The sequence below is a fragment of the Pelosinus propionicus DSM 13327 genome (genome assembly GCF_900114615.1).
GTDB lineage: Bacteria > Bacillota > Negativicutes > DSM-13327 > DSM-13327 > Pelosinus > Pelosinus propionicus.
In genome coordinates, this window is sequence record NZ_FOTS01000082.1 from 1 (window position 1) to 13,266 (window position 13,266).

General features: G+C 37.1%; 17 protein-coding genes. 4 read left to right on the top strand and 13 right to left on the bottom strand.

Annotated features, from left to right (window positions below; translation table 11 throughout):
• A partial coding sequence (locus BMZ99_RS24510; RefSeq protein WP_175490694.1) for a transposase occupies positions 1-378 on the bottom strand: 378 nt, incomplete at its 3' end.
• Positions 379-472: 94 nt separating this feature from the next.
• Entirely contained in the window at positions 473-1,027 is a 555-nt protein-coding gene (locus BMZ99_RS24515; RefSeq protein ID WP_090944261.1) for a TetR/AcrR family transcriptional regulator, read from the bottom strand.
• Positions 1,028-1,178: 151 nt separating this feature from the next.
• On the opposite strand from BMZ99_RS24515, the gene BMZ99_RS24520 reads away from it, so the two are divergent.
• The gene (locus BMZ99_RS24520; protein ID WP_090944264.1) at positions 1,179-2,390 is read left to right on the top strand and encodes an alpha/beta hydrolase family protein; all 1,212 of its coding nucleotides are present in this window, start codon (positions 1,179-1,181) and stop codon (positions 2,388-2,390) included.
• A gap of 331 nt (positions 2,391-2,721) precedes the next feature.
• Here the strand turns inward: BMZ99_RS24520 and BMZ99_RS24525 are convergent, their stop codons facing one another.
• The 4 genes from BMZ99_RS24525 to BMZ99_RS24540 all read right to left on the bottom strand — a co-directional run bounded on the left by BMZ99_RS24525 (position 2,722) and on the right by BMZ99_RS24540 (position 5,691).
• Complete coding sequence (locus BMZ99_RS24525; protein WP_090944267.1) at positions 2,722-3,372, bottom strand: class I SAM-dependent methyltransferase; 651 nt, start codon at positions 3,370-3,372, stop codon at positions 2,722-2,724.
• A gap of 73 nt (positions 3,373-3,445) precedes the next feature.
• Positions 3,446-3,985, bottom strand: coding sequence for a MarR family winged helix-turn-helix transcriptional regulator (locus BMZ99_RS24530; RefSeq protein WP_090944270.1), 540 nt, complete (start codon positions 3,983-3,985; stop codon positions 3,446-3,448).
• Between the two features lie 436 nt (positions 3,986-4,421).
• Positions 4,422-5,024 carry a transposase gene (locus BMZ99_RS24535; protein WP_175490695.1) on the bottom strand — a complete coding sequence of 201 codons (603 nt, stop codon included), beginning with the start codon at positions 5,022-5,024 and terminating at the stop codon, positions 4,422-4,424.
• Entirely contained in the window at positions 4,999-5,691 is a 693-nt protein-coding gene (locus tag BMZ99_RS24540) for an IS110 family transposase (RefSeq protein ID WP_175490696.1), read from the bottom strand. The genes BMZ99_RS24535 and BMZ99_RS24540 overlap by 26 nt, the downstream gene beginning before the upstream one ends.
• A gap of 1,043 nt (positions 5,692-6,734) precedes the next feature.
• Between BMZ99_RS24540 and BMZ99_RS24545 the strand changes: the two genes are divergently transcribed.
• The gene (locus BMZ99_RS24545) at positions 6,735-7,319 is read left to right on the top strand and encodes a hypothetical protein (protein WP_217645152.1); all 585 of its coding nucleotides are present in this window, start codon (positions 6,735-6,737) and stop codon (positions 7,317-7,319) included.
• A 223-nt stretch (positions 7,320-7,542) separates the two neighbouring features.
• Here BMZ99_RS24545 and BMZ99_RS24550 read toward each other — a convergent pair whose 3' ends face one another.
• A complete protein-coding gene (locus BMZ99_RS24550) occupies positions 7,543-9,042 on the bottom strand; it encodes a recombinase family protein (protein WP_090944281.1) in 1,500 nt (499 codons plus the stop codon).
• A gap of 86 nt (positions 9,043-9,128) precedes the next feature.
• Between BMZ99_RS24550 and BMZ99_RS26620 the strand changes: the two genes are divergently transcribed.
• Positions 9,129-9,302, top strand: coding sequence for a hypothetical protein (locus BMZ99_RS26620; protein ID WP_175490697.1), 174 nt, complete (start codon positions 9,129-9,131; stop codon positions 9,300-9,302).
• Between the two features lie 60 nt (positions 9,303-9,362).
• Here the strand turns inward: BMZ99_RS26620 and BMZ99_RS24555 are convergent, their stop codons facing one another.
• The 6 genes from BMZ99_RS24555 to BMZ99_RS24580 all read right to left on the bottom strand — a co-directional run bounded on the left by BMZ99_RS24555 (position 9,363) and on the right by BMZ99_RS24580 (position 12,659).
• Complete coding sequence (locus BMZ99_RS24555) at positions 9,363-9,878, bottom strand: hypothetical protein (protein ID WP_090944283.1); 516 nt, start codon at positions 9,876-9,878, stop codon at positions 9,363-9,365.
• A gap of 160 nt (positions 9,879-10,038) precedes the next feature.
• Complete coding sequence (locus tag BMZ99_RS24560; RefSeq protein WP_090944285.1) at positions 10,039-10,962, bottom strand: reverse transcriptase family protein; 924 nt, start codon at positions 10,960-10,962, stop codon at positions 10,039-10,041.
• Positions 10,934-11,260, bottom strand: a complete 327-nt coding sequence (locus tag BMZ99_RS24565) for a helix-turn-helix domain-containing protein (protein WP_090944288.1) — start codon at positions 11,258-11,260, stop codon at positions 10,934-10,936. Before BMZ99_RS24565 ends, BMZ99_RS24560 begins: the two co-directional genes overlap by 29 nt.
• 102 nt (positions 11,261-11,362) lie before the next feature.
• A complete protein-coding gene (locus BMZ99_RS24570) occupies positions 11,363-11,611 on the bottom strand; it encodes a hypothetical protein (RefSeq protein WP_090944291.1) in 249 nt (82 codons plus the stop codon).
• A 440-nt stretch (positions 11,612-12,051) separates the two neighbouring features.
• Positions 12,052-12,360: a DUF960 family protein gene (locus tag BMZ99_RS24575; protein ID WP_217645153.1), complete on the bottom strand. Its 309-nt coding sequence runs from the start codon at positions 12,358-12,360 to the stop codon at positions 12,052-12,054.
• Between the two features lie 5 nt (positions 12,361-12,365).
• Complete coding sequence (locus BMZ99_RS24580; RefSeq protein WP_090944297.1) at positions 12,366-12,659, bottom strand: helix-turn-helix domain-containing protein; 294 nt, start codon at positions 12,657-12,659, stop codon at positions 12,366-12,368.
• Positions 12,660-12,915: 256 nt separating this feature from the next.
• On the opposite strand from BMZ99_RS24580, the gene BMZ99_RS27495 reads away from it, so the two are divergent.
• On the top strand, positions 12,916-13,155 hold the full coding sequence (locus tag BMZ99_RS27495) for a helix-turn-helix domain-containing protein (RefSeq protein WP_090944301.1): 240 nt from the start codon (positions 12,916-12,918) through the stop codon (positions 13,153-13,155).
• The last annotated feature ends 111 nt before the right edge of the window (positions 13,156-13,266 follow it).

A 13,266-nucleotide genomic window follows, 5' to 3' on the forward strand; every position in this document is an offset into this window, starting at 1 on the left:
CCTTGGGTTTTGATGGATATATACTATCAATGGAATAAAATATTCATCCACTTCTACTGCTTTACTTTTATACCTACTTCCTATCAAAGCCCCGCTTCTTTGATATTTTCGGTTAAATTTCATTACATATTTTATTAACAATCTTTTTATGATTGTTGATATATCCCCTGGTTGATTCTCCTTTAGCAATATGTGTACATGATTTGTCATTAGACAATAGGCATGCACTTCAAATTTTATTTCTTGCTTCAACTTATTTAATATCTCTAACATATATTCAAAGTCTTGTTCTTCTTCAAAGATATTCTGATGATTTATCCCTCGATATACAACATGATAAAATCCACTCTCACTTAACTTTCTCGCTTCTCTTGGCATATTTCATCACCTCTTATTTAGAATATACTATCTTATTGTCAAAAAAGAAACGTCCCTTATGTCTTCTTGCGACAGCCCCTTCGATTGAAGCGTTCTACTTAAAGTTTTTTATCACGCCATCATTCATAAGGTTCCATAGAAGTTGTACCATCTTTTCGATATCCGGGTTTTCTTCCTGCGTAAAACAATACGTCATCACCCCAAGGAAAGCGGATACTGCATATTCCAAAGTGCATTCCGATATAAATTCATCCGCGCCGAGTAATTGAAAGTGCGGTCGTAACAATGCTTTGTATACTTTTTTAATCTTTTCTTGAAAAGCGGGATCTCCGTCTTTCCCTAATAGAACACCAAAGTACTTTTTGTTTCGGCTGTACACCTCGGTAAGATGTTTGAGTGGCAGATGAAGGTCCATATCCATCATGATACCTTGATGCTTTTCTATATCCGGTAAAATGGAGGCTTCTATTTGCTCCAACACATCGTAGACATCGGTAAAATATTCATAAAATGTGCTTCGGTTGTACCCGGCTTTACCGACAATCTCCCGCACTGATGTTCTCTTAATTCCTTCTTTGCTGTACAGGTCCCAAAACGCGTCCATCAAGTTTTTCCTTGTTTGCGCTGTAATTTCAGGATTATGCTTCATCTGATGCTACCACTTCCTCTTTTCAAAAATCCGACAGTCTCGCTATGATTGACGGTTGATGGCGGAAAAATCTAAATCTATACTATGATTATACAACATGTTGTAGGGATTTAAATACACACAAGAGAAAAGAATGAAAGGAAGATCATTTATGAAAAATGTAATATTCAAAGACGATTCGTTTGCTTTCGAGACTTTAAGGTTGCTCAGCGAAACGGCATATGGAATGGCTGATATCGGGGAGGTTCTTACAACCGCCGAAAAGATAACGGAAGGCGATGCTGACAGTTGGTGTAAGGAGTGGTCTGGGACGGCAAAAAGGCTCCATGTGGCTGCGGACGATTATTTTAAAAACGGGCATCCGGTTAGTGCAAGAAAGACATATCTGCGAGCCTACAATTATTACCGTTCAGCGGAATTTTATCTGCACGGAAACCCAAATGATCCAAGGATTACCGAGCTGTCCGAAGCGAGCTTCGCGTGTTTTGCGAAAGTGATGGAACTGAACGATCCGATAATTCAAGCAGTCAAAATTCCCTATGAAGGAACAACGCTGCCCGGGCATTATTACAAGTGCCAAAAAACATTGGAACCAACTCCACTGCTGATATTAATGACCGGTTTTGACGGTACGAAAGAAGAACTGTACGGAATGGCCATGGCCGCTCTGGATCATGGCATCAGCTGCCTCGTATTTGAGGGACCAGGGCAGGGCGAGGCTTTACATCGGCAACACCTGTATTTTCGTTACGACTATGAGGCAGTCGTAACACCCGTCGTGGATTTTGTGCTCTCCCTTGATGGCGTCGACCCTGGCAAAATCGTTTTGATGGGTGTAAGCCTTGGAGGATATCTGGCGCCCAGAGCGGCTGCCTATGAGCATCGTCTTGCCGCCTGCGTCGCAAATGGCGGCGTATACAGCTTTTCAGACACCCTTAAAAACCTATTGCCCGATAGTCAGTTTTTTGACATGGCTAGTACCTCCCCGGACAAACTTAATCAAAACTTTGACAAAATGGTAAAAAACAATCCCGTACTGAAATGGGGCTTTGAGCACGGCATATTCGTCTTTGGAGTCGACACTCCCGCTCAGTTTCTTTTGAAGATAAAAAAATTTAGCATGGAAGGCGTCGCGGAAAAAATCCAGTGCCCCACGCTCATCGTAGATGTCGAGGAGGACAAGATGATGTCCGGTCAGGCAAAGCCGCTTTACGACGCGCTTACCTGTGAGAAAAGCTTTATATTGTTTACTTCGGAGGAAGGTGCGGGCGAGCATGGCCAGTGCGGAGCCAAGCTGCTTGCAAATGAGCGCATCCTCTCATGGATTGATGAGCAGCTCTTAAAGTCTGCGTCAGATAGATAAAAAAATATATAAAGATATAAGGGGCGCTCCTTTTTGGTCAGCTTTTAATAAATTATTAATAAAAATTTTATGTTGATACCGTTAAATAGAATATAAACAGTAAAAAAGAAACTCCTGCTGTAAGATACAAGGGGACAGGGTCCTTGCCCCAATTAAAACTGATAAGTTCTTAATTGTCTTCTTATCGCTCACATCAACTAAAAGAGAAGCGGCCCATAAAATTACTAACTAATTTATTATGGTAGCTTCTCTTTATAAATGCTGAATCCTGCTATATTTAGCACTGCAGAAGGTTCCCTTTGCCTCTTAATGATGGTTCTTCTGATTCCTTCTAATTTCCGATATGGCGAATAATTGCAAACCACATCTTCGGTCCTCCTGCAGGAAAGGCTTTGGGATGCTCTGCCAGAAATGTTGGGTTGATTTCACCAATCACTTGCTGTATGGACTCCAACTCCCATCCATCAGCAAAAATGTCGGATAACTCCTGCTCCGAAACTCCCCCTTCAGGAGCTTCATCCGTAAAGCTTAATAAGAAGAGCCGTCCGCCTGGCTTCAGAACATGGGCCAATCCCTGAACATACCGTCTTTGTTCCCGCTTTTGCTCTTTTCCTACGTAGATATGAAATAAACCGCTGTCAATCACGCTGTAGAAGCGTTCATCCCAGTTTACAAGCGTCATCGCATCTTTGATCTGAAAGCGTACAGACAGATCTTGCTTGGCAGCTTTTTCTCGGGCGCATTGTATCGCTTTTTCAACAAAATCAATTCCTGTAACGTCATGCCCTTTAGACGCAAAAAATATTGATGTGCTTCCCGTACCGCATCCCACGTCAAGCACGGGGCTTTTGATCTGGTCGCTCACAGTAAAAAAAGGCGCTTGGGGCTTACCGATATCCCAAGGAGGAGTTGCATTATAGTGCTCTGCGAAACCTTCTTGAGTAGAATTATAGTTTTGCATTGCTTTTGGGTCGTATTTCATAGTTTCTTTCTCCTTTGTGCATAATCTGATCACTTTAAGAAAATGAATCATCGTATCGGTGTCAACGAGTCTGTCAGAATCTGTCTCGGCGCCATTCATCAAATCCTCTATGCCGATCATCGCAACCATCTAGGCGTGACCTATGTCCAGGCAAATCCACTGGATCACCAGCAAGAGTTTTTTGCAGCACATCAATAATACGTTCCAGATAACCAGCTAACACTTCCTGTTCTTCTTTGTTTAGGCACTGAAACATTTCATCAGCTGCAAGTTCTGCTGCCCGCCGCTCCTTATTCTCAGCAGCTACCGCCGCACCTTCATCTGTTAATTGAATTTCCATAGCACGCCGATCTTCAGCAGAAGGTGTTCGAATGATATAACCATTCTGCTCCAGCTTAGTCAATAATTCCCCCATAGATTGTGGCCTGATACCAAGCAAATACGAAAGTTCTTTTTGACTCATTTTCGGTTGCATTTTAAGTAAAGTCAAAATTCTACCTTGCCCGCGAAATGGGTCATGAAGATGGTTGGCTCCCATTTGATGATGCTTTTGCATAAACAAGCGACTAAGCATGATAAACTTTTCAGTTAAATTAAAACTTGTGTTTTCCATTGCTCTCTTCCTTTACAGTTATTTTAGTAAGGTACCTTATTTAAGATAATACAGGTACCTTACTAAAATGTCAATATCTATTTTCATCACTTGCTAACGTTCCTTTTCGTTGCTTCTGACTTGACAAAAACAACTTCCTATAAGGAGATACGAAGACAGGTTCCTGAGCGATAAGGACCTAGTTGTTTTTGATTAAAACTGTAAATGGACTTCTCATTTTTCATCCACATATTACCTTTTACAATTAAAACATAAGTAGCTACAACAAAATATGCAATTCCCAATATCCAATCAAATAGAACACAGACCAGCTAATTAAAGTCAAGTCTTAAATGCTAAAAAGGAACTAACTAAAAAAGTGTATAGCAAACAAGCCTTTCTCACAAGCGAACATTACCTAAGAAAAGTAGAGATAATGTTCCGTTCTTATCATAAATTATGCGGCCTTCTGTTGTACTTTCTGATACATTTCCACTTGCTGATCAGGAGTAATCAAACGGAAAGGTTGCTTGTTTTTTAAAACTGAAAATATGATACGTAGCAGCCTGTTCATCACTGCACCCAGAGCTTGTTTCTTAGCTTTAGTTTCGATCTTGCGTATATAATACTCATAGATTACAGAATTCACTTGTGATCCTTTAGACTCTTTTCGAACAGATGTAGTCGCAGCAATGTAAAGTGCATGTCGTAAAAATGGCGAGCCCCGTTTCGTTACCTTGTTTTTCGTACCCACATAATTACCTGATTGACGAACCGATGGGCCAATTCCGCTAAAAGCTACTAACTGCTTAGCGTTGACGCACCTCTCGATATCACCTATTTCACCCAAAAGAAGCGGTGCAAGTGTATCTCCTATTCCAGGTATGCTGTTTAATAAAGCAACTTCCGGTACCTTAGAAGACAATTCTTTAATCTGAACATCAATCACTTTAATTTCTGCATCCAAAAATTGCACGATCCTTGCGTAACGTTGGATAGCGCTAAAATAGGATGTCAACCAAATACCAGTGACCTCAGCATCTTGAGCACAAGATAGCAAAGCTTCGTATTTTTGCTGGGCATAAAGCTTTACCACGACGAGGCAAGGTCTCAAGCATCGTCATAATAACTTTTCGATTGGATTTTTTCGACCATTCCGCAGGCCATGGAAACTTGTTTACTAACGTCAAAGCAGTTAATGAGCCTGGATTTAATATAGTAGGAAACAAAGGGGCAACCTGTTCGATTGCAGTCTGAAGTTGATTTTTGGAAGTGATTCGCTGTTCTATGAGATGGCATCTCGTTCGCGCCAATACCTTCAAATTGGCGATCTGCTCTTTTGGCGTAGGAGTAGATCGAAGGTTTTGTAGAAAGGGTAGTTTAGCCAATTCAAGTGCATCCACTTGATCTGTTTTTACTTTTCTTACAACAGAATTTTTGATAGAATGAGAAATGAGGGGATTGATGTGGTAGACTTCAAAACCCTGTTTCAAAAAAAAGTGGACGATGCGCTGAGAGTAGTGACCCGTGGATTCTAGGACGATGACCGGTTGACTACTAAACGCTTCTTCTACTTTTTTTATTTGCTCCAAGGCGAGAAGGAGTCCTTGTCTGGTATTTAGAGCCTTAAAAGATTTTAAAAAAGTGGTACAAGTTGGTGAGACAGCTGCGTAAAAACAAAAGTTTTTAGCTACATCGATGCCAACAGCCGGGCGAGTACTTAACATAGCCAACCTCCTGCAAAAATAGATTTGAAGGATTATCCATTCCATCGTCAAAGATCACAGCCTTGCACGTGAAGCGGGAATAGGCTCCCAACCAGCTAAAACGTAAATGCTTTGGGAATGGATGAATTATCTGTGTTATGGGTATAGAAAAAATCTTCCCTGGGACAGGGACATTCATATCCTTCATCCCTATTATATAACTGAATGTTCGGAGTTTTTCTAATCCCTAATGGATAACCCTTCTGTACTATATCTTACAAGGGGACAGGGTTATTGACACTAACCTTCAAACCAGTTAAATTGTCGACAACCCCGTCCCTATGACATCCTCAATTCGTGGTAATCCGCCTAGTACATCATTTGGATTCAAACGGTGGTATAATTCTTCGCAGTTGAACACTAGATTGTGCGTATCCCAATGTTTTCGCTGCTTGGGCCATAGAACCATGTAGAACTACTTCACGGAATACTTTATATCATCTAAAGCCATATTTGTTAACTTCCATAGAAGAATCCGATTGCTATCATAGATATTAATCGCTTCTGTTAGTGATTAATATCTAGTAACATAGAACCAAGAGGTGAACAAATCGAAAAATCCCCGTATTATTTTGCTGTGTCTATTCTAATAATAGTTTTAATCGCTCTAATAACAATAAGTATGAAAACCAAAATGGGGATGATACTAGAAGCGATCGATCAAGGATTCGGAGCTTGTATTTTTGCGGAATTGGACAATGATTAAGGAGGATTGCAATACCGAAATCCATTTTTTTACAATTTTTCCTTTAGTAGCTTTTGCATTAGAATCTTGTAGAAAGGAATTTATATCTGGCGATTTAAACGCATAAAAAAGATATAGATAGATTAAGTGGGGTGAGTTTATAAATAAGCAAGATTATTTTTATGTAGCTAGTTGTGTATTTACGCGTGAAAATCCAGAACTTAGTGAAAAAGTTCAAGATTATATTAGCAATAGATATTGTTTCCCTATTATAAGATGTTGTGCTTCAAAATATAAAGTTTTAGAATTTGAAGAAGCTATGCCAGAATGGTATATAGATAGGTGGAGGAAAATACCTCATTATAATGAGTTTGAAGATGGAAGTACGATGGTATCTATTTGCCATAATTGCTCGGCAATTTTCGAAGAACAAAAGCCACTTATAAAAAGAATGTCTGTTTGGGAATTAATATTGCAAGATGAATCTTTTCCATTTCCAGATTATAATCACAAAAAAATGACAATTCAAGATTGTTGGCGATCCAAGGAAAATCATGTAGAACAAGAAAGTGTTCGGAAATTAATACAGAAGATGAACATTGATATTGTTGAGTTAGAAAATAACTATGATAAAACAGAGTTTTGTGGAATATCACTGTACCAAGAACAACCTTCAAGGAACGCCAAATTGGCGCCACGTCGTTTTATTGAAAGAGCGAGTGGGAAATTTATGCCACACACCAATGAAGAAAAGAAAAACATGATGAGATTATATTGTAATCAGTTTAAAACTGATAAAGTTATAGCATATTGCCATTATTGTGGAACTGGTTTGAACACAGGAGATGTTAAAGGTGTACATTTAGCAGAATTACTTTTTGAACCGGAAAAACATCTAATATGAAAATGATTTTGGCCTTACTATAATGGGGAACACGGAGAAAAGCATGGATATGAGACATGGGGACAGGTTCCTTGTTCCATTTAAAACTATTAAATTCTTATTGTCTTCTATCGCTATGTCAACTAAAGAGGAACTACCCATAATCTACCTTTTTAGTAGATTATGGGTAGTTTCTCTTCTCAAATATTAATTCCTGCTAATATTCTTACATTAAATTCTGAATTTAATTGTATTGAATCCCCAAATATACATTATTAGCTTCCCGATTATATATAATCTTACCAATAATACGCTTTAACAACTTATTCCTCTCTTGCGTACTCTCTAAATGTGTCCAATTACCCTTAAACACTTTGATACGCTGTGTCAGCTTTTCTATCGAAGGCAAATTGCCTTGTTCCTGTATGACCAGCTTCAAATCTTCAATTTCTCGTTTTAAAGTCTGAACTTGCTCTTCACGTGATTTCTTACGTTCCAAAAAGGTTTCTTTTTCGATACTATCTTCTTCCCGCATTTCATATAACCTGTCGATTGCAATTTGATGCTTTTTAAGCTCTTTTTCCTTAGTAGACAATAGATGCTTATATTTGATCAACTCTTTATCATTTTCCTGTAGCTGATATTGTAAATTTTCATCAATATGTATTACTCGTTCATATAAGCCATTAAAAAAATCTTCATTTAAAATCATACTCTTTTGGTCACAACTTTTGTCTTCCTGTCGTGTTGAACATAGCGCACACCAATTTTTCTTTCCATTTTTATATATGACAGTTTTAATAATCATCCTAGCATCACATTTATCACAATACAACATACCAGACAACGGCAATGCTTCTGCTCTTGCTCTTGGATTAAGCGTTTTTGACAAAACCATCCTAGCCATAATTTTCTCGTGCTCTTCCTCTGTTTTTAAAGGCTCATGTGTTCCTTGGCTCTTAATCCATTGTTCTTGGGGTAATACACTTCTAACCCCTCTCTTTTTCTTATGCTTGCCAAAAATAACATAGCCAAGATGTACTTCACTACTCAAAAGCCTTTTTACAACCACCGTTGACCATTTCTTTCTTGTTCCCATGGTATTTTTACGCTGTCTTGGCACATTATCAGTCAACCACTCCGCTATTTCCGTTAAACCACTGCCGTTTATATACATTTCTACCATTTCGCGATAGTAAAATCGTTTTGTTTCGTCTACCAAGACTACTCGATTTAAGCGGTCATAATAGTAAGGGAAAGGCGGTTGACCACTTGTCCACATCCCTTTATTGGCTCCATTGATTTTTCCTTCCTGCATTCGTTTCTTAATCAATTTGTATTCTTCCTTAGAAACGAAGGATTTAATGCCAATGGTCAGATCATCACTATCATCTTCGAGGTCATATGTCTTTTGCGGTGTAATAATCAATGTGCCAGTAGATTTAAAGGCTTCTTCAATCATACCTAAATCAGTATAACTACCACGACTTAGCCTATCAAAATCAATAACCACAACACCATCGTAACAGCCTTCTTCCACATTGCTTAATAACATCTGCATTTGTGGCCTTCTTATAATCGATTCACCAGAGGCGATTTCTTCTAAGATTTCATAACTCCATCCCTTGGCTTCAACAAAAGAAGTCAAGGCGTCTCGATGCTTAGATAATACGTCTTTATATTCTCCTTCATCCCGAGACTTTCGTAAATAAATTGCCACATGTTTTATATTTTTGTATCTCATTATTAAAGTCACCTTTCAAATAAAAATGTTAAGTTTGGTCTCCTGAATCCTTATGATGGTTCAAAAATTCAGGAGGTTTTTAATAAATGCCAAAAATTACTTATACTTTTACCCAAATTAATCAACCATCATCAACCGCTGTTATGGAATTTAACAAGCATGTACATCAACTCCTCAAAAATCCTATATACTCCCAAATAAAAAAAGAGCATAACCTCTCGGAAGTAACAAATAGTACTCAATTGAAGCTTAGAAATTAACCAAACTACACCAGAAAATAAAAAAATCGGAGCAATTTAATGCCCCGATTTTTTTATGCTTTATTTTAGATTATTAACAATGTATTCGCGTTCCGTTTTCTTTAAATACCTAACTGATTTTTCAAAAGTATAAAAGTACGTGCTCTTTAATAAAGCAATTTTAGGTATCGATTCTTCCACGATAGCTTTTTTTAATGCCGGGATCATTTGGCTATTGCTTACGCCATATCGTCCAGGTTCAATAATATCCTCAATTTTTAACTCACCATCATTATTTTCAACCGCTATTGGTGCTGCTGGACTATCCTTATCTTCTACAACCTCACTTGCACCTTGATTTTCTTCTGCCTGTACAATACTAGTTGCTTCTTGTACCTCTTCTTTATCAAAATCATCCATTTTTATATCCGCCTCCGTTTCCGTTATTGATTTTGCCTTATGCGTTACCGCCAAAAGTGGTTGTGAATTGGTTGGTCTACACCGTGGACATAAGCCAGAACCATCATCATCCCTATAAGAATAAATCTTTTTGCATATTCCGCATCTAGGAGTAAGTGGCTTGATATTCTTTTTCATACTCTCACCTACTGTATTATGTAAACTTAATTTATAATATATATCGTATCCTCTTACTCATCCTGCGTAAACGGTTCTAATGCATTTTTAAGGCAAAAAAAATAACCTATGTCAAATAATTGACAAAGGTTTTAATCCATTTCCTAAAAATATGTATTGTTTATATAGATGATATTTTTCTATGTATCTCAGGAAATATTTCTGGCTCAATATTCCGAGCACTATTAATTTTTCCTTTTAATGATTTAATTAACCTTAACCGTTCTTCTTGAGATAATTCTTTATTAGACAACTTTTTTACCCCTTGAATAATTGACAATCTTAATGCATTAGGTATTCTCATCTGCTTGGCTTCATCCAAAACAACCCCAGTAATTAATTTACAATGATTAATCCCAAATCTTTTTACCTTTTTCCATTTTATTGATAATCCTACAAGCTTCAATTCTTTATCTACTTCTAGGAGTAATTGCGTTGGGATTTCCCCCAAACTTGAAAAAGTCATGTCATCCACATATAAAGAAAAGATACAATCATATTGTTGAGCTATTTCGTTAATTTTCTCAAAAGCATCCTGATAAGTCCAAAATGCAATAACTTGACTAGTTGGAGCCCCAGTAGGCACTGCTCCTTCAAATGTTGTTAGATCCGCCATTATACTAGCTATGTCAGGAGTCATTTTGAAAACATCTTTAAACATGTTATATACATTATTTCGTTTACAGTTTGAATAAATTTTTTTTATGTCAATTGTAATAACATAATTTGAACCAAGGTGTTTCCTACCATTATCTATATATGATATTGTTTTTCGACCAGACATAAGCCAATCTGGTTTATATATCCGATTCATATAGTTTAATATCTTTCTTTGCAACACTTTTAAATCATATTTAGGGTTATTTATTTCTCTTGAACTTCCATCCTTTTTGGAAATTTCAAAAAAACTATAAATAAGCTGCTCTTTATATTTGGATCTGAAAAAATTTTGGGGTAAACCAAACTGAGTTGCTAGTAGACTTTTATTTGCTAAACAATAGAAAAAGCTTTGCTTCTTATGATGTCTTTCCACTATCTTCTTCATCTACCACTACATCCTTTTGTTTTTCAATCAATTTCATTAATTTGAAAATATACTTACGCACATTATCTTTAATTTTTTCTTTTGGAATTTCTCTATTTAATTCTTCTGCAAAAAACATAAGTGTAGACAAGCGAATGCCAAAGACATCGCTATATTTTTGCAATAAATCTAACGTGGGTGTTTTTTTGCCGCTCTCTATTTCGGATAGATAACTAGCGGATACACCTATTTTTTCAGCTACTTCTTTAGATTTGTATCCATGCGCAAGTCTTACCAATCTTAAAGCTTCATTTATCATTTTACCCACCCTTAAAGAAATGGAGACAATAAAATTGTCTCCATGTTATATGTAAATTTTAATTGGCGGTTTATCCCTCACACTCTAAGTACGTTATTATTATTATGATAGCTTATCAATTAAATCGAATACCTTTTGAACAAGTTCAACTAATTTGATAACTATTTCTAAAATAACTTTTCCACGACTCAGAATTTTAGTAGAACCTGATGAAAATAGTGCTTGTATTCTTAACATAATGTTCCTCTTCCCCCGCCTCTGATTTCTGCGAACAGATATGAGACGTGCCTCTAGGAAGTCTAGGTTCCTATTTTCACCTAACCAATTAAATTTTAGTACTACCACAATCAATTGGGAGCCTCCCAAAATTGATTGTGGTAGTGATCGCGTGCAGCTACATTCACCCTACAGGATATCCAGAGAACTGGAATGCACAGCAGGATAGCATACGTCTGCCGCAAAATTTCGGGACCCTTAAGTGTCCCACAAGCACTCATGTGCTCCAAAATTGAGGTCACGACCAAGGTAAAAATACCTCACAAGCAACCTTAATATACCATATAATATTTCAAATGTAAAGTATAAAATTAGCTGTAAGCGAATTTTATTTTAAATATATTGCTCTACAATCACTCAATATTCCTGCGGAAATATCATTATAAATTATAAAATACTGTTAATCATTAATCATCCATATTGCTTTTTGTATTTGTCTTCCAGCCCTGTGTCAAATAATCATTACTAATGAACATTCTTGCTTATGAATATTAAATAACTATCCATCAAGTTATTTAATATTCATCCGGTAACAGCATCATACAGTACTCTTCGCTATCTATGACCCAAATTGTCGTTTTAATGGGATTTTCGATAATGGGAAGATAATAGGTGGCACTTTTGCATGGACATTCTTGTGTATGAATCACTTTTTGTATTCCTATGCTATTTCTTCTTTCAATAGATAACTCAAACACTTGCAAGTAATCCATCGTAACTCTGTCTTGTCGCCACTGATCGATCATCGCCCATATGACCATTTGGATATCTAGACTAATGGTCTCGCAAATGCCTTTTGTCGCGTATCGTTTAGAAGTAAACATCCCATTCATTTGTCTGTCCGATATTTTTCAAAGGTTTCGTCACTGATAGGTAGGAAGAATACAGGTACATCCACCTCTAATACGTCTGCGATAGCAAAAAGAAAGTCCAAATCCTTGACTGACCAAATACCAGTTGCTAAGTCCTTACTTACAGAATAATCATTTTCAATGGCTTTCACTTCCTGAATACTACAATCTAGTCCCTTACTGAACTCTTCTTGGGATATCCTACGTTTTTTTCGATAATAGGCAATCCGTTTGCCCAGATTCACATACTCATCTCCATAGTTCTTTTGCATTGTGTTCCCTCACTTACCAAACTATCTATTTTTATTAATTATAAATGGTTAGTTCACAAGCGAACATCAAAATGGTGAAAAAAATCAAACAAAATAGCTGACTATCAGACATTCACCCAGGGTTACCACAGGCACTATAAACGCTAATATATAAGTGAGCCACTTAAGCACAAAACGCTCACGAAAAAATGAGCCACCTTAAATAAAAATAACCTTTAAAATAGACGTAAGGAAGTCTGTTTTGGAGGGATAAAAGGTGGTAATCACATTGGAAGACTATGCTGAAATACGCAAACTATTTAATTCTGGTACCAGCAAACGCGCAATCGCCAAAAGACTTGGCATATCAAGAAATACAGTAGATAAATACTGCCAAGGTGACACTGCTCCGTGGAACAAAAAGGCCTACAATCGCCAATCGACAATCATCAGTGATGAAGTAATGAATTTCATTCAACAGTGCTTAGAGCAATCTGGTAATATGTCAAGCCCATAAAAAATAAGTTTTGTAAGTAATCCGCAAAAAATGGGTGCACTAAACAAGCCTCTTCTTCAAGCCGAAGAAAAAGTAAATAAATGGGATCTATTAACTTTGGCTTACTCTACT